This window comes from Achromobacter sp. Root170 (assembly GCF_001428165.1).
Classification (GTDB): domain Bacteria; phylum Pseudomonadota; class Gammaproteobacteria; order Burkholderiales; family Burkholderiaceae_B; genus Achromobacter; species Achromobacter mucicolens.
The window spans coordinates 505,416-521,968 of record NZ_LMHN01000015.1 but is presented as its reverse complement, the minus strand read 5'-3'; the positions used below and the strand labels follow the sequence as shown (position 1 = coordinate 521,968).

The following is a 16,553-nucleotide window of genomic DNA, read 5'->3' as shown; positions in this document are numbered from 1 at the left end:
TCAGCGCCCCTTCTTGCCGACCAGGCGGCGCTTGAGCATGGGGATGACCAGGGCGATCGTGACGAGCACCGCGGTGACGAGGTTCAGGTCCTGCGCCTTCAGGCCGATGAAATCGCTATTGAGCGCCAGGGCGATGAAGAAGCGGTAGACGATGGCCCCGATGATGACGGCCAGCGTGGCCAGCACCAGCTTGCGCGACGGCAGGATGCTTTCGCCGACGATGACCGCGGCCAGGCCGATCACGATGGTGCCGATGCCCATCGAGATGTCCGATCCGCCCTGCGTCTGCGCAAACAGCGCGCCCGCCAGCGCGACCAGCGCGTTGGACAGCGCCATGCCGCCCAGGATCATGCGGCCGGTGTTCACGCCCTGCGCGCGGGCCATGCGGCCGTTCGAGCCGGTGGCGCGCACCGCCAGGCCGGTCTGCGTGGCGAAGAACCAGTCCAGCGCCAGCTTGCACAGGATGACGATCACGATCAGGATCAGCGGGCGCGCGACGTAGTCGGAAATCCACGCCGGCTGCAGGATCGTGAAGACGGTGGGTTCGGTGATCAGGGGCACGTTGGGCTTGCCCATGATGCGCAGGTTGATCGAATACAGGGCGATCATCATCAGGATGCTGGCCAAGAGATCCATGATCTTGAGCTTGACGTTCAGCCAGCCCGTGACCAGCCCGGCCGCCGCGCCCGCGATCGTGGCGATGATGGTGGCGGAAAACGGATCGGTGCCCGATGCGATCAGCGTCGCACAGACTGCGCCGCCCAGCGGAAAGCTGCCGTCCACGGTCAGGTCCGGGAAGCGCAGCAGGCGAAAGGAGATGAACACGCCCAAGGCCACCAGGCTGAAGATCAGCCCGATCTCCAGTGCGCCTAACAACGAGAACAATGACATGGGTCAGATCCAATCAAGATAAGAAACGAGCATATTAAAGAAGTGAAACGCGCGATTTCTTGCGTTCACGGGTCAGTTTTACCCGAGCTTTCGCAATAAACGTTTCCCGGCATGGATTTTCTCTCGTTTCCCGCCCACGTGTCTTCCCGCCGGCGGCGCCAGCAGACGTGCGAGACCTGTCAAGGAAGCAACAACGCCGGGCCGCGAACGTCTTGTGAACGCTGCCGCCCTATGGAACATCGGGTAAGCCAGACACCACGAAAAACGCAAGAAAAACCCCGCGCACGCCGGATAGGCATGGCGGGGCCGATATCGCGCCGTATTATTTCACGACCACCGCGGCCGACTTGATCAGCGCGTCGGACAGGGTCACGCCCTGCTTGGCGGCCGCGCCCGGATTCACGTAGAGCTCAAGCTTGGAGCTGGTTTCAGACGGAATCGCGCCGGGCTTCTCGCCCTTCAGGATGCGCACGACGATCTTGCCGGTCTGCACGCCCAGATCGCGGTAGTTGATGCCCAGGGCGGCAATGCCGCCGCGCTTGACGCTGTCGGTGTCCGACGCGATCAGCGGGATCTTGGCGTCGTTGCCCACCTTGACCAGCGACTCATAGGCCGACACGACGTTGTTGTCGGTGTTGGTGTAGATGACGTCGACCTTGCCGATCAGGCTGCGGGCCGCCGAAGCCACGTCCACCGAGCGCGGGGCGGCGGCTTCGACCAGGCTCATGCCGGATTTGGGCAGGATTTCCTGGAGCTTCTTGACGACCACGACCGAGTTGGCCTCGCCCGGGTTGTAGACGATGCCCACGCGCTTGGCGTTGGGCAGGATCTTCTTGATGAGTTCGACTTGCTTGTCCAGGGCCAGCAGATCCGACACGCCGGTCACGTTGGTGCCCGAGGCGTCCATGCTGGACACGAGTTGCGCGGCGACCGGATCGGTCACGGCGGAATACACCACCGGCACGTCCTTGGTGGCGGCAACGACAGCCTGCGCCGACGGCGTGGCGATCGCGACGATGGCGTCCGGGCGGTCGCCGACGAACTTGCGGGCGATCTGGGCGGCGGTGCCGTTGTTGCCTTGAGCGCTTTGATACTGCCACTTCAGGTTCTTGCCCGGCTCGTAGCCGGCTTGCTTGAGGGCGTCCTGCACCCCGTCACGCACGGCGTCCAGCGCCGGATGCTCGACGATGGCGGTCACCGCGACAGACTTTTGCTGCGCGGCGGCCGGCGCGGCGATAGCCATTGCCAGCGCCATCGCGCCAACCGTCAGAAAATGGTGTTTTCCGATCAGCATATGTTTGCTCCTTGAACCCGTGGTATTGCTTGTTGAAGTTGCCGGTGTCTTCATGGCCACCGCGGGATTTGCCACCCGTTCGGCCAGCCATAAAGCCGTATAGTCTAACGTGCCGCCCACCAAATGGAGTTGGGGGGAATCCCTGTAATGGTGCATCCATAACGGCATGCCCCGCCACGGGGCAGCGGCGTGAATATACTGACCACCGCTGGGCGAACGCCGTTCATCCCGTTCCGCGCGCCCGGCGACGGCATCCCGAGGCCAGCCATGATCAAACGCGCATTGGGCCGATCCGGCCTGCAGGTTCCCCCGCTCACATTCGGCGGCAACGTCTTCGGCTGGACCGTCGACGAGGCCGGCACCTTTTCGCTGCTGGACGCGCTGCTGGACGCCGGCCTGAACTTCATCGACACGGCGGATATGTATTCGCGCTGGGTGCCGGGCAACCAGGGCGGTGAATCCGAAACCCTGATCGGCAAGTGGCTCAAGCGAACGGGCAAGCGCGATCAGGTCCTGATCGCCACCAAGGTCGGCATGGAAATGGGGCCTGGCCAGAAGGGGCTGTCGCCCGCCTATATCCGGCGCTCGCTGGAGGCGTCGCTGGCGCGCCTGCAGACCGACTACGTGGACCTGTACCAATCCCACCAGGACGACCCGGACACGCCGCTGACCGACACCCTGGGCGAATACGCCAAGCAGATCGAAGCCGGCAAGGTGCGCGCGATCGGCGCGTCCAACTACACGGCCGTGCGGCTGTCCGAAGCGCTGATCGCCAGCGAGCGGCACAGCCTGCCGCGCTATGAAAGCATCCAGCCCGAGTACAACCTGTACACGCGCGAACCCTTTGAATCCGGGCTGCAAAGCCTGGTGAAGACCCAGCAGATGGGCACGATCAACTATTTTGCGCTGGCCAGCGGCTTTCTTAGCGGCAAGTACCGCAGCCCCGGCGATGCAGGCAAGAGCGCGCGCGGCAAGAAGATCGTCGAGACCTACCTGAACGACCGCGGCTACCGCATCCTGAAGGCGCTGGACGAGGTGTCCGAGGACGCCGGCTGCACGCCCGCGCAGGCCGCGCTGGCCTGGCAGATCGCGCAGCCGGGCATCACCGCGCCCATTGTCAGCGCCACCTCGCTCGCCCAGCTGGACGAACTGGTCAAGGCCGCCAGCCTGACGCTGACGCACGACCAGCTGGCCCGGCTCAGCCAGGCCAGCGATTGGCGGTAAGGCGCTAGTCCAGCGTGACGCCGGAGTCCTTGACGACCTTGGCCCAGCGCTGGACTTCGCTGTCGACGAACTTGCCGAACTCGGCACCGGTCAGCGTGGGCACGCCGGTGCCGTTGCCCGCCCAGGTTTCCTTCAGCTTGGGCGTGTTCAGCGCCTTGGTGATCTCGGCGGCCATCCTTTCCGTGGCCTCCTTGGGCGTGCCGGCGGGCGCCCAGATCGCGTACCAGGTCGACACGACGTAGTTCGGCACGCCGGCCTCGGCGGCAGTCGGCACGTCAGGCAGCGACGGCGAACGCTCCGTGGCGGCCACCGCCAGCGGCTTGATCGCGCCGGCGCGGATGTGTCCGGCGGACGAACCCAGTCCGTCGAAGGCCAGATCCACCTGCCCGCCGATCAGCGCCGACAGCATCGGTCCCGCCCCCTGGTACGGCACGTCCACCAGCTTGACCCCGGTCTGCATGGCGAACAGCTCGCCGGCCAGGTGGTGCGTGCTGCCCTTGCCCGCGGTGCCGAAGTTGATTTCGCCCGGCCGCTTCTTGGCGTAGTCGATGAACTCCTGCAAGGTCTTGACCGGCAGCTTGCCGGCATTGATGACGACGACCTGCGGCGGCTGCGCCACCAGGGCGACCGGCACGAAGTCCTTCTGGATGTTGTAGCTCAGGCTCTTGTACAGGGACGGCGCCAGCGCATGGTGCGCCCCGCCCATGAAGAACGTGTAGCCGTCGGGCTTGGCCTTGGCGGCAACGCCGGCGCCCACGGTGCCACCCGCGCCCCCCTTGTTGTCGATGACCACCGTCTGGCCGAGCTGCGTCGTGAGCTGCGCGGCCAGCGGACGGGCGAACGTGTCCGTGCCGCCACCGGCGGGGAACGGAACGATCAGCGTGATGGGGCGTTCGGGCCATTGCGCGGCGGCAACGCCGCCAAAACCCAGGGCTGCCACGGCAAACACGGCCGCGGCGGTGGTGCGATAGTTCATTTTGTCTCCTCTTGCTGCATCGGGGGACGGCGCCTGTTTTTTGGCGTCTCGTCGCTGGAATATCTTTTTCTTCTGAATGCTGAGGGCAGGTCTTCTCGGGGCATTGGATGGGGATGAGTCTCCTTGGATGCGGTAAAAAAATGCCGGTCCCGCAGGGGACCGGCACGATGTGGGGTTATAGCGCCTTGTAGGTGTCGCGCAGCACGTTCTTCTGCACCTTGCCCATGGTGTTGCGGGGCAGCTGGTCAATGATATGCACGCGCTTGGGCACCTTGAAGTTGGCAATGCGCGATTTCAATTCCGCCTGCATCGCCGACGCATCCAGCGACGCGCCGTCCTTGGGCACCACCACCGCCACCACCGCCTCGCCGAAGTCGGGATGCGGCACGCCGATCACCGCGGATTCCGACACGCCCGGCATGTCGTCGATCAGCGTCTCGATCTCCTTGGGGTACACGTTGTAGCCGCCCGAGATGATGAGGTCCTTGCTGCGGCCGACGATCGACAGGTAGTCGTCGGGCGCGGCGCGGCCGGCGGACTCGCCGCCCCAACGGCCCACGTCGCCCGTCTTGAACCAGCCGTCTTCCGTGAATTCCTCGCGGGTCTTTTCGGGCATGCGCCAGTAGCCAGAGAACACATTGGGGCCACGCACCTGCACGTTGCCGATCTCGCCCGCCGCAAGCGGCTTGCCGGCATCGTCGACCACGCGGACCTGCACGCCGGGCAAGGCGCGCCCGACGGTGCCGGCCAGACGCTCGCCCAGCGCGGGGTCATAGGGATTGGACGTCAGCATGACGGTCTCGCTCATGCCGTAGCGCTCAAGAATGGGATGGCCGCTGCGTTCCTTGAAATCCGAGAACGTCTCGGCCAGCAGCGGCGCCGAGCCCGAGATAAAGAGGCGCATGTTGGCGCACACGTCGCGGTTGAAACGCGGATCGGCCAACAGGCGCACGTAGTACGTCGGCACGCCCATCATCACGGTGCTCTGCGGCAGGTAGTGCAGCGCCTGGTCGGCGTCCAGCTTGGGCAGCCAGATCATCCGGGCGCCCGCCAGCAGCGCGCCATGCGAGGCCACGAACAAGCCGTGCACATGGAAAATCGGCAGCATGTGCAGCAACACGTCGTCCTCGCGCCAGCCCCAGTATTCATGCAGGGTGCGCGCATTGGCCGCCAGGTTGCCGTGCGAGAGCATCGCGCCCTTGCTGCGGCCCGTGGTGCCCGAGGTGTACAGGATCGCGGCCAGGTCGTCCGGCTTGCGTTGAACCGTCTTGAAGGTTTGCGGCAGGCTGCCGGCGGCCTCCAGCAGCGTGCCTGTGCGGTCCTCGTCGAGGGTGAAGACGTGCGGGCAGCCGGCCTTGTCGGCGGCGCGCTTGACCCAGTCCAGGTTCTTGCTGGCGCACACGACGACGGACGGCTCGGCGTTGCCCAGGAAGTATTCGATCTCGGATTCGCGGTAGGCGGTGTTCAGCGGCAGGTACACCAGGCCCGCGCGCAGCGTGGCCAGGTACAACAGCAGCGCCTCGGGCGACTTCTCGACCTGCACGGCCACACGCGCGCCGTCGGGCAGGTTCAGCGATTGCAGCAGGTTCGCCAGGCACGCGGTCGCGCGGTCGATGTCGTCCCAGGTGTATTGGAGGTCGGGCGTTTCCAGCGCGACTTTGCTGCGGTCTTTGGGAAAGCCGCCTTGCAGGACAGCGTATAGGTTGGCGTTGCTCACCTGTCTAGTCTCCGGAAAAGGAAGGGTCTTCGCCGGCCAGGAAGGCACGCACGCCTTCTCTGTGGTCCCGGCTTTCGGCATAGGAGAAATAATCCTGGTACTCGTCTTCGGTCAAGGCCGCGCCCGTGGCGAGCCTGGCGGACAAGCGCTTATTAATGCGGGCGGCCAGCGGCGCGCCCTGGGCGATGCGGTCGGCGCTGCGCCGGGCCGCTGCCGCGACCTCGCCATCGTCGACGATGCGGGTCAACAGGCCCAGACCGCGCGCCTCGTCGGCGCCGAACACACGGCCTTCCAGCAGGATGGCCAGCGTCGCCGCCCGGCCGGCCAATGCCAGCAGGCCGCGCATTTCGTCCGGGGCCATCGGAAAGCCCAAGCGGTTGATCGGCACGCCGAAGCGGGCCGATGCGCCGGCGATGCGCAGGTCGCATTGGCAAGCGATTTCCAGCCCGCCGCCCACGCACACGCCCTCGATCTGGGCGATCACGGGCTGCGGGCATTGCGCCACGGCCTGCAAGGCGGGGGCCAGGATCTCGCGGTGATAGCGCTGCACCCCGGCCAGATCGGCGCGCTCGGCGGGAAACTCGCGGATGTCGGCGCCGGCCGCGAAATTGCCGCCCTCGCCGCGCACGATCACGCAGCGCACGGCATCGTCCTGCGCGATGCGGGTAAAGACCTCGCGCAGGTCGCGCCACATGCCGACCGTGATCGCGTTCAGGCGTCCCGGATGCGACAGCGTCACCCAGGCCAGATGCCCTTCGCGCTCAAGCCGCACACGGTCTTGGCCTTGGCCTTGGCCATGGCCAGCCACGTTCTCCGTCATGTCCCCTGCCCTCGTTGTTGTTGTTGATGAAATCCGCCGCCGTGTTTCCGGCGGTCAGGCCACGCGCCCCACGCCGCGGCTGATCTGCGGCTTGCCGTCGTTCAGGCGCTGAAGGTTGGTGTCCAGTTCGTCCAGGTCATACAAATAATTGACCATCATGGCGCACGATTGCTTCAGGCCCTTGGGAGACGTATCCGCCGCCCAATTCAACCGCTCGATGCGCGCGCCGTTGCCCAGGTGAAACCGCGCCACTGGGTCCACCGGCAGGCCGTTCTTCATGGATTGCAGATAGCAGGCCGCCAGCCGGAATCCGGCGCGCTTGACGACGTCGGGCGCCTTGCCCTGCGCGGCCTTGGCCAGCCGCGCGACCCAACGCTGACCGTCCGGCACGCCCTCGCGGTTGCGGTCCTTGGCGCGGGTCTTGTCTTCGCGCACGATGGCCTCGACCGCCTGGGCGTCCTGCTTGCCCAGCCAGTCGGTGAAGCCCGGGATGGGCGACAGCGTGGCAAAGGCCTTCAGCTTGGGCAGCTCTTCCAGCAGTTGCTCGACCACGCGCTTGAGCAGGAAGTTGCCGAAACTGATGCCCTTCAGGCCGGGCTGCGTGTTCGAAATCGAATAGAAGATCGCCCAGCGCGCCTTGTCCAGGTCTTGCGGCGGCAGCGTGCTGTCCAGCAGCACCTGCACGTTGTCGGCCATCTGGCTGGCAAAGGCCACTTCCACGAAGATCAACGGCACGCCCGGCATCTGCGGGTGGAAATAGGCGTAACAGCGGCGATCGGGCGCGACGCGGTGGCGCAGGTCGTCCCAGGACTTGATCTCGTGGACGGCCTCGTAAAGGATCAGCTTTTCCAGCAGCGATGCCGGCGAATCCCAGGTCAGCGGGCGCAGTTCCAGCAGACCCACGTCGAACCAGGCCGACAAGAGGCCTTCCAGTTCCTTATCCAGCGACTGGATGCCCGCCACCTGCTTGCGCCAGCGCAGCATGTCGGCGCGCAATTCAACCAGGAAGCGCAGGCCCTGCGGCTGGGAGTTGAATCGTTTGAAGAGCCGCACGCCTTCGCCGCCCTCACCCGCGTACGTGGCGCGGATCTGCGCCAGCGCGGCCAGCATCAGGCGGCGGTCCTTGCCGTCGGCCGCCGAGTACTGCTCGCACCAGCGGCGCGCCAGCTTGTTGGCGGCGACGTCGGTCAGACGCGCCTCGAACAGGCGGCGGACTTCCGACTCGCTGGGCAGGCGGCCGCGATCCCACAGCCGGCCCAGCCGGGTGATCAGGCTGGCGCTTTCGGCCGCGGCGGCGGCGTCGACGACATCGGCCTCGGGCTCAGGCGTGCGTGCGCCGCGCGCGGGCGCGAGATTGGCGGGTGCGGACATGGGCGGGCTCCTCGATGACGATGGGATCGGACGGCGCCGCATCGGCGGCGTCTTCGTTGCTGAGAACGCGCAGCGCTTCAAGCTGACGCATCAAATGGGTGTGCGCCAGCGTCTGCGCGGCGTCGGAATCGTGGGCCTTCAGGGCCTCGAAAATGGCCAGGTGTTCGGCGCAGGACTGGTCGATGCGGCCGGGCCGGGACAGGCTGCGATGGCGCGACAGACTCAGGACCTTGCGCAGGTTGCCGACCATGTCGGACAGCCATTGATTGCCGGCCAGCGCCTGAACGGCCTCGTGAATGAGGTAATTGGTCTTGTAGTAGGCGTCGATGCGGCCGGCCTTGGCATGACCGGCCAGCGCGGCGTGCAGCGGCTCCAGCTCGGCCAGTTGTGCATCGGTGGCCTTGCGCGCGGCCTCGAACGCGCAGCGCCCTTCCAGCATCGCCATCAGCGGGAAGATGTCTTCCAGGTCCTGCGCCGACAGCTCGTTCACGAAGCAGCCGCGGCGCGGTTCCAGCCGAACCAGCCCTTCCGTGGCCAGCACTTTCAGCGCCTCGCGCAGCGGCGTGCGCGAAATGCCCATTTCGCCAGCCAGCCGCAATTCGTCGATCCACTCTCCGTTCCGAAGCGACCGCGCGTGAATCATGCCGCGCAGGCGGTCCGCGACTTCCAGATACAAGGCTTGCCGGACGATGGGATGGTTCATGGGCAGGCGGCGCGGGAAACGCCGTAATTCATAATTATGAATAAGCCGATGATAGACCCGGGGTTGGAGAAAGGTAAACCCCCGGGAGACTCGGGACCTTCCCTAACAAGACGAAGTGGCGTGCATGAAAGGGGGACAGGAGACGGGCTGGGAATAGGACTGAATCAAGCCCATAACAGGTCTGGTCGAGCCTAACATTCCGGAATCGTGCTTATGCTTCACCAGAATGACGCCCATGCCCTCGAAAAACAGCGCTTACGAGAAGGTCACCTGTGAATCTTCCGAAATCCGGAAGCCGCTACCTATCGCCAACAGCGAAGCAATGCACGTCATCACGAAGCCTCCGCGTATTGAGGCCACGGAGCAGTCAAGAGCCCTGTTTCAACTGTTGGCAGGCGGCCGCGCAGACATTGATGAAGGGCGCATCATTCCCGCGGCCGACGTGTTTTCGCAGATTGAAATATTGGACGGAAGGAATGCCGGATGAACCGACCTGCCGCCCAGGCCCCTCAAAAATGCAAAACGCCGTCCACCGCATGCCGCGTCAGCGAGCGTGCCCAGCGGCGAGCGGGTAGCCCGTACTTGCCTTCCACCACCTCGGCGCGGGCCAGCAAGTCAGCGGGCGTGATCGCCAGGTTTGGGCCGGAGAAGGCCAACACGATCTGATTGCCGGCCTCGACTTCGGGCAACAGCACGATGCGGTCATCGAACGCCTTGGACAGGTTGTCGATGTTCTTGCCAAAGCTTTCGTGCCGGCCGAACAGGTTCACGGCCAGGATGCCGACCTCGCCCAGCACGCGGCGGCAGTCGCGGTAGAACTTCACGCTGTCGCGCACCGGCCCTTCGGCAGCGGCGTCGTACAGGTCCACCATCAGCACGGGGCAGCGCCCGGCGTTCAGCGGATCGGCCACCCAGGCGCCGGCGTCGGTGTGTTCGACCTGCAGCCGGTTGGCGCCCGGCAGGCGGAAGAACATGTGGCACGCGGCGGTCACGCGCGGGTTCCATTCCACGGCCAAGAGCGGGCTGCGCGTGTGCTTGGCGCAAAAGCGCGCCAGCGAGCCCGCGCCCAAGCCCAGCATGCCGATGGCCTCTTCCTTCGGCGGTTCCAGGAACAGCAGCCAGGCCATCATCTGCGCGGTGTACTCCAGCACCAGCTCAGACGGATTCTTGATGTGCATCGCGCCCTGCACCCATTCGGTGTTGAAGTGCAGATAGCGCACGCCGTCCACTTCGGAAAGCGTCGGCTGGTCGAGTTCGGAGGGAAAGTTGGATTTGTGCATGGGCGCGATTGTAGGCCCGCGGCCAGCCTCTCCGGCTACGCCGCCGCTTCCCAGATGCGTTCCAGCAAATCGGGGCCTGGCACCTCGGCCTCCAGGCTGGCATCCAGCCGCAACACGCGCTTTAAGTAAAGATGCGCATCGCATTCCCACGTGACCCCCAGCGCGCCGTGGACCTGGATGGCGTTCTGCGCGACGCGCCGGCTGGCCTGCCCGGCCAGCAGCGGCGCGAACAGACAATCGCGCGACGCGGATGCCGCGCCGGTATCCAACGCGGCCGCGGCGGCCCACCCCGCAAGCCGCGCGTCGTCCAGCGCCATCCAGTCCTCGGCCAGACGATGCTTGATTGCCTGATTGGCGCCGATGGCACGCCCGAACTGCTGGCGTTCGCGGGCATATGCCGCGGCAATATCCAGCGCCGCCGACGCCGCGCCCAGCATTTCGGCAGCGCGCAACACACGCAAGCGCGTGCGCAGAACCTCCCACGTGCCGGGATCGGTTTCGATATCCGCGCTGGCCACGACCTGCGGGTTGGCCGCGACCGCGACGGGCATCGTGGGATCCAGGCCGCCCACGCCGCGCACGGGCGACAGCAGCATCAGGCGTAATGACGCCGCGCCCGTCTTACGCATGGCCAACGCGCGCACGTCGTCGCACGCGCCTTCGATGAAGGCCGACCCGTCGGGACGCAGGGCCGCGTCGGCATACCAGGTGTCACCCGCCATCATGTCGCCGGTCCACCCGGCGGGCACGCCCCGCGCCTGGCACAGCGTGGGCAGCAACGCCATGTTGGCGACGAGCGGCAGGCTCAGCAGATGACGGCCCGCCTCCTCGGCCACGATCCAGGCCTCGCGCATTCCCAGCCCCAGGCCGCCGTGGCTCTCGGGCGCAAGCAAGGCGGGCCAGCCCTGCTCCGCCAGGTCGCGCCACAGGGCATGGCGCTCCGCCGCGTCCTGCCCGATTGCGGCGCGCGCCACGGCCACGGGATGGCGCTGCGACAGGAAACGTTGCGCGGCGTCGCGCAACATGCGCTGGTCTTCACTGAGATGCAGATTCATGAGGCGTCAGGCCTTGGGCAGGCCGAGCATCTGCTCGGCAATGATGTTGCGCTGGATCTCGGACGTGCCGGCCAGGATGGTTTCGGCGCGCGACCACAGATAAGCGTGCGTCAGTTGCGCGGCGCGCGCATCGGCGGCGTCCACGCCCAGGCTGGCGTCTTCGCCCAGCAGTTGCAGGGACAGCTCGAGCAGACGCTGGTGCGCCTCGCTCCAGTGGATCTTGGTGGACGACCCTTCCGGTCCAGGGGGATCGCCGCGCATCGCGCCCGCCAGCGCGCGCTGCGACTTGAGCGCCAGCACATGGCTGTCGGCGGCCAGCCGCGCCCACCGGTGGCGCACCGGCGCCGACGAGGCGGGCGTGCGCCCATGAGCGTCGGGCTGCAAGGCCAGCTCGCGCACCTGCCGCAGTTCTTGCGCAAAGCGCACGAGCCGAGGAATGAAATACGTGCCACGCTCGAAGCTGGCGGCGGCCATGGCGATTCGCCAGCCCTGGTTCAATTCGCCCAGCAGCGCGTCCTGCGGCACAAAGACGTCATCGAAGAACACCTCGCAGAATTCGGCCTCGCCCGTGATCTGCCGGATGGGCTCCACGCGCACGCCCGCGCTGCGCATGTCCACCAGCAGGAAGCTCAACCCCTTGTGCCTGGGCGCGTCGGGATCGGTGCGCGCCAGCACGAAGCACCACTGCGCCCGGTCCGCAAAAGACGTCCAGATCTTGTGGCCGTTCAGGCGAAAACCGCCCGGCTCGGCCTGCGCCCGCGTGCGCACGGCAGCCAGGTCGGACCCCGCGCCCGGCTCCGAATAGCCCTGGCACCACACCTCGCGGTTCGTCAGGATGCCAGGCAGAAAGCGCTGCTTCTGCGCCTCGGTGCCAAAATGCAGCACGGTGGGCGCCAGGATGCCGTGGCCGATCAGGTTCACACCCAGCGGCGCGCCACAACGGGCGTGCTCTTCATGAAAGACCGCCTGGCGCGACAAGGGCAACGCCTTGCCGCCGTAAGCCCGCGGCCAGCCTAGCCCGGACCAGCCGTTTGCGCACAGCGTGTCTTCCCAGGCGCGCCGGTAGTCCAGGTTGCGCGGATCGGCGCCGCCGGGCCACGACCGCGCAAACCCGGCGTAGGCCGCATCGAGCCAGCGGCGCAGGTCGCGCCGGAACGCTTCGTCTTCCCTCGCCGCGCCGTCCTGCGCGGCGGTTTCCAGCCTCGTCATGCGGTCACTCCAGCCGGATGTTCGAGTCGCGCGCGACCTTGGCCCACGTCGCCACATCCTGCTGGATGAACGCGCCGAAGGCCTTGGGGTCGCTGCCGATGATGTCCAGCCCCAGACCCACGAACTGCTTTTTGACCTCGGGCTGCTGCAAGATCTGCGCGATGTTCTGGTAGAGCTTGTCGATCACCGGCTGCGGCGTGCGCGCCGGCGCCACCAGGCCCAGCCACGGCATGGCCGAATAGCCAGGCAGGCCGGAGGCGTCCACCGTCGGCAGCTCGGGCACCGAGGCCGACGGCTTGGCGGTCGTGACCGCCAGGGCGCGCAGCTTGCCGTCCTTGACGAAGGGGCCGGACGATGCCCACGCATCGAACATCACCTGCAGGCGTCCGGCCACCAGATCGTTGAGCGCCGGCGCGCTGCCCTTGTACGGAATGTGCGCCATCTGGACCCCGGCCATGCTGTTGAAAAGCTCGGCCTCCAGGTGCGTCGAACTGCCCGTGCCGACCGAGCCGTAGCTGACCTTGCCCGGATTGGCCTTCAGGTAGGCGATGAGCTCGCCGACGTTCTTGGCCGGCACCGACGGATGAACGCCCAGCACGTGCACCACCGACGCCACTTGCGAGATCGGCGCAAAGTCCTTGATCGGGTCGTAGTTGACCTTGGCGTAAATGCTGGGCGCGATCCCCAGCGAGGACGCGGCCATCAGCAACGTGTAGCCGTCCGGTTCGGCGCGCGAGACATAGTCGGACGCGATCATCGTGCCGCCGCCTGGCTTGTTCTCCACGATCACCGGCTGGCCCAGCCTGCCGCTCAGTTTTTCCGCCAGCAGGCGGCTCATGATGTCGGTCGCGCCGCCAGGCGAGAACGGCACCACGATGCGCACGGGGCGGCTGGGGTAGTTGTCCTGGGCGTGGGCGGCGCCGGTGATGCCCATGCAAGCCAGTGCGACGCTGGCCAATGATTTCTTGATCATGCTTGTCTCCTCCTGGGGGGTGCGCGATCGCGCTACGGGGTTGCGGGCAGGATCAGGGCGTCCAGCACCGCGACGCCCTGCCCTGCCTCTTTGATAAGCAGTGGGTTCACTTCGATCTGAGACACGTGCGCGGGCGCGGCCAGCAAGGCGTTGCCGATCGCCACGATGCGCTGGCACGCCGCCGCCACGTCGCCGCGCGGCTTGCCGCGAAAGCCGTCCAGCAACGCAAACGCCTTGAGCTCGCGCAACATCTGCAAGGCGATGTCCTCGTCCACCGGCAAGAGGCGGTGGCTGGTGTCCTGGTAGATTTCGGTCAGCACGCCACCCAGCCCCACGGTCAGCACGAGCCCGAAGACCGGATCGCGCGTGGCGCCGACGATGATCTCGGCGACGCCACGTTCCATCTTCTGGACCATCACGCCGTCGATGCGCGCGCCCGGCTGCGCGCGGGCCGCCGCCTGCGTTACGTCCGCCCAGGCCGCGCGCACCGCCTCGTCGTCCGCCAGGTTCAGCGCAACGCCGCCAGCCTCGGTCTTGTGGGCAATGTCGGGACTCAGGACTTTCACGGCGACGGGATAGCCCACTCGGCGCGCATCGCGCACCGCCTCGTCCGCGCTGCGGGCCACCCCGGTGGCGGCCTCGGGCACACCGAACGCGGCCACGTAGGCGCGCGCCTGCGCCTCGTTGCACGGCAAGGCCGGCACGGCCACCGTGTCCAATACCGGTTGATCCGCCTGGCGCCGGATGGCGCGGGCTTCGCACCACAAAAGATAGGGCGCCAGCGCGGCCACGGCCAGACCGAGGTCCTCGAACACCGCCACTTCGGCCTCGCGCAGCGCCGCGCGGCTTTGCGCCAGGCCCGTGTCGATGGCCACGAACAAACGCCGGTGCTGGCGCGATGCCTCGGCCAACGCGTCGGCCATGCGGTCAAGCATGTAGCCGGGCGCATACACGACCACCACGTCGATGGCGTCCGACGTTCCCAGCGCCTGGAGCACGGTGCGCACGAACGCCGGATCGTTGACCACATTGCCGGTGACGTCCACCGGATTGCCCACCATGCCGTAGTCGGGAATTCCCCCGCGCAGCACCTCCTGCAGGTCCGGCGGCAAATCGGGCAGCGACAGCCCCGCACCGATGAACTTGTCAGCCAAGATGGCGCCCAGCGCACCCGACATCGTCAACACAGCCACGCGCTTGCCTGCCGCGCGGTGCCGCAGCGTTGCCAGGCTGGCCAGATGCGCCATCTGCGCGAAGTCCGTGGCCTCGATGACGTTCAGTTGCCGGAACGCCGCCGCATACACGCGGCGATCGCCGGCCAGCGCAGACGTGTGCGACTGCACCGCCTGCGCGCCTTTGTCGGTGGCGCCCGCCTTCAGCGCAATCAGCAGCTTGCCGCGCCGCTCGAGTTCGCGGCACGCCTGCACGAAGCGGCCGCCATCGCGCAGCTGTTCGATGTAGCCCAGCACGATCTCGGTCTGCGGATCGGCCGCCAGATATTCCAGATACTGCGAAAAATCCAGGCAGGCCTCGTTGCCCGTGTTGATGAAGTGCGAGAACGGCAGCCCCACACGGCGCGCGATGGCGTACACCGCGGCGCACACGTTGCCGCTCTGCGTCAGTAGGCTGACCGACCCCGGCCCGTCCTGCGCGGGCGCAGTCTTGAACACCGAGGCAAAGGCGGTGTGCGCCTGCGTATTCAGATTCGCGAAGCCCATGCAGTTCGGGCCGGCAACCGCCATGCCGCTTTCCGCCGCAAAGGCTTCCAGCTCGGCCTGCAGGCGCGCGCCCTCGCCGCCCGCCTCGGCAAAGCCCGCGGCATAGACGATGGCAGCGGGAATGCCCTTGGCGTGACAGCGGCGCAGCATAGGCGTCACCTCCGCCGCCGCGATGGCCAGCACCGCCAGGTCGACCGGCTCGGGCACGGCTTCGATGTCAGGCCAGCAACGCAGGCCAAAGACTTCCTGGTACTTCGGGTTGACGGGATAGATGCCGCCCTCAAAGCCGAAGCGGGTCAGCAATTCGAGCGGCATGCCGCCGATCCTGCCCGGATTGCCGCTGGCGCCGATCATGGCGATCGAATGGGGATTAAGCAACGGTTCAAGGCGGGACGTCATGCGGTTTCACCCGTCTTTCCCGAGACCGCGCCGGACTGTTCGGCCGCCTTGTTTGCATCGCGGGCAGGCAGGTCCTTGTTGCGCTGGATGGCCTGGGCCAGGCCTCGCTGGCGCACCGCCTGGAATTCCTCGGTAAGGTGAGAGAGCTGGTGCGTGTCGAAATGCGCCGACAAGGCCGTGCGAAAGCCCTGCGCGTCGGCCGTGCGATTGAGCGAACGCTTCAGGAGACGCAGCCCGAAGGGCGGCGCCTGCGCAATGCGCTGCGCCAGGCCAAGCGTCGCAGCCTCCAGATCCGCCTCGGGCACCACCCGGTTGACCATGCCGATGCGCAGCGCTTCCTCGGCGCCGACCTTTTCGCCGGTGTAGAGCATTTCCTTGGCCTTGCGCAGCCCCATCACCCAGGGATGGATCAGCACCTCGGTGGCGGCCGCGGCCAGGGTATGCCCCACCGGGTCAGAAAAGTACGCAGTGTCGGCGCACACCACCAGGTCGCACATGTTGGCGATCATGAAGCCGCCGGCCACGCACGCGCCCTGCACCTGCGCCACGACGGGCTTGGGAAAGTCCCAGATGCGCAGGCAATAGCCGTAGTAGCGGCGCGACTCGTACGCCCAGCGTTCCTCGACGGTGAAGTCTGCGCGCTTGGCCTGCGCTTCCTTCAGGTCGTGCCCGGCCGAGAAATGCGCGCCGCGGCCGGCCAGGATCACCACCCGGATGTCGTCGTCCTCTTCAGCACGCGCCAGCGCGTGGTCCAGCTCGTCCAGCATCTGCTGGCTTTGCGCGTTGCGCGCGGATTCGCGGGCCAGGCTGATGCGGCATACCGCGTCAAACCGTTCGACGGCCAGGGTGGCGTATTCCATGGTCTCCTCGTCCTTGTAATGGCGCGCCATCGAATGCGGCGCGATCGGCTGGATTGAATTAAC

At 66.8% G+C, this 16,553-nt stretch carries 15 protein-coding genes; 2 read left to right on the top strand and 13 right to left on the bottom strand.

Annotated elements, in window-relative coordinates; translation table 11 throughout:
* Entirely contained in the window at positions 1 to 891 is an 891-nt protein-coding gene (locus ASD87_RS16740) for an ABC transporter permease (RefSeq protein ID WP_056323849.1), read from the bottom strand.
* A 322-nt stretch (positions 892 to 1,213) separates the two neighbouring features.
* Positions 1,214 to 2,185 carry an ABC transporter substrate-binding protein gene (locus ASD87_RS16735; RefSeq protein WP_056323846.1) on the bottom strand — a complete coding sequence of 324 codons (972 nt, stop codon included), beginning with the start codon at positions 2,183 to 2,185 and terminating at the stop codon, positions 1,214 to 1,216.
* Positions 2,186 to 2,452: 267 nt separating this feature from the next.
* Between ASD87_RS16735 and ASD87_RS16730 the strand changes: the two genes are divergently transcribed.
* Positions 2,453 to 3,409 carry an aldo/keto reductase gene (locus ASD87_RS16730; protein ID WP_056323843.1) on the top strand — a complete coding sequence of 319 codons (957 nt, stop codon included), beginning with the start codon at positions 2,453 to 2,455 and terminating at the stop codon, positions 3,407 to 3,409.
* 4 nt (positions 3,410 to 3,413) lie between these two features.
* On the opposite strand, the gene ASD87_RS16725 is transcribed toward ASD87_RS16730, so the two are convergent.
* The 5 genes from ASD87_RS16725 to ASD87_RS16705 all read right to left on the bottom strand — a co-directional run bounded on the left by ASD87_RS16725 (position 3,414) and on the right by ASD87_RS16705 (position 8,996).
* A complete protein-coding gene (locus tag ASD87_RS16725; RefSeq protein ID WP_056323841.1) occupies positions 3,414 to 4,385 on the bottom strand; it encodes a tripartite tricarboxylate transporter substrate binding protein in 972 nt (323 codons plus the stop codon).
* Positions 4,386 to 4,560: 175 nt separating this feature from the next.
* Entirely contained in the window at positions 4,561 to 6,102 is a 1,542-nt protein-coding gene (locus ASD87_RS16720) for a malonyl-CoA synthase (RefSeq protein ID WP_056323838.1), read from the bottom strand.
* A 4-nt stretch (positions 6,103 to 6,106) separates the two neighbouring features.
* Complete coding sequence (locus tag ASD87_RS16715) at positions 6,107 to 6,922, bottom strand: enoyl-CoA hydratase/isomerase family protein (protein WP_056323834.1); 816 nt, start codon at positions 6,920 to 6,922, stop codon at positions 6,107 to 6,109.
* 54 nt (positions 6,923 to 6,976) lie between these two features.
* Positions 6,977 to 8,293 carry a malonyl-CoA decarboxylase domain-containing protein gene (locus tag ASD87_RS16710; protein WP_056323832.1) on the bottom strand — a complete coding sequence of 439 codons (1,317 nt, stop codon included), beginning with the start codon at positions 8,291 to 8,293 and terminating at the stop codon, positions 6,977 to 6,979.
* A complete protein-coding gene (locus tag ASD87_RS16705; protein WP_056323830.1) occupies positions 8,244 to 8,996 on the bottom strand; it encodes a GntR family transcriptional regulator in 753 nt (250 codons plus the stop codon). Before ASD87_RS16705 ends, ASD87_RS16710 begins: the two co-directional genes overlap by 50 nt.
* Positions 8,997 to 9,231: 235 nt before the next feature.
* Here ASD87_RS16705 and ASD87_RS16700 point away from each other — a divergent pair, with 235 nt between their 5' ends.
* On the top strand, positions 9,232 to 9,483 hold the full coding sequence (locus tag ASD87_RS16700) for a prevent-host-death protein (protein WP_156403441.1): 252 nt from the start codon (positions 9,232 to 9,234) through the stop codon (positions 9,481 to 9,483).
* Positions 9,484 to 9,505: 22 nt separating this feature from the next.
* Here ASD87_RS16700 and ASD87_RS16695 read toward each other — a convergent pair whose 3' ends face one another.
* The 6 genes from ASD87_RS16695 to ASD87_RS16670 are packed head-to-tail and all read right to left on the bottom strand — an operon-like array spanning position 9,506 to position 16,490.
* Positions 9,506 to 10,276 carry a hypothetical protein gene (locus tag ASD87_RS16695; protein WP_056323825.1) on the bottom strand — a complete coding sequence of 257 codons (771 nt, stop codon included), beginning with the start codon at positions 10,274 to 10,276 and terminating at the stop codon, positions 9,506 to 9,508.
* 35 nt (positions 10,277 to 10,311) lie between these two features.
* On the bottom strand, positions 10,312 to 11,331 hold the full coding sequence (locus tag ASD87_RS16690; RefSeq protein WP_056323822.1) for an acyl-CoA dehydrogenase family protein: 1,020 nt from the start codon (positions 11,329 to 11,331) through the stop codon (positions 10,312 to 10,314).
* A 6-nt stretch (positions 11,332 to 11,337) separates the two neighbouring features.
* Positions 11,338 to 12,540 carry an acyl-CoA dehydrogenase family protein gene (locus ASD87_RS16685; RefSeq protein ID WP_056323819.1) on the bottom strand — a complete coding sequence of 401 codons (1,203 nt, stop codon included), beginning with the start codon at positions 12,538 to 12,540 and terminating at the stop codon, positions 11,338 to 11,340.
* 4 nt (positions 12,541 to 12,544) lie between these two features.
* The gene (locus ASD87_RS16680; RefSeq protein ID WP_056323817.1) at positions 12,545 to 13,513 is read right to left on the bottom strand and encodes a tripartite tricarboxylate transporter substrate binding protein; all 969 of its coding nucleotides are present in this window, start codon (positions 13,511 to 13,513) and stop codon (positions 12,545 to 12,547) included.
* A 32-nt stretch (positions 13,514 to 13,545) separates the two neighbouring features.
* Positions 13,546 to 15,630 carry an acetate--CoA ligase family protein gene (locus ASD87_RS16675; RefSeq protein WP_056323814.1) on the bottom strand — a complete coding sequence of 695 codons (2,085 nt, stop codon included), beginning with the start codon at positions 15,628 to 15,630 and terminating at the stop codon, positions 13,546 to 13,548.
* On the bottom strand, positions 15,627 to 16,490 hold the full coding sequence (locus ASD87_RS16670; protein ID WP_056324614.1) for an enoyl-CoA hydratase: 864 nt from the start codon (positions 16,488 to 16,490) through the stop codon (positions 15,627 to 15,629). Before ASD87_RS16670 ends, ASD87_RS16675 begins: the two co-directional genes overlap by 4 nt.
* Between the last annotated feature and the right edge of the window lie 63 nt (positions 16,491 to 16,553).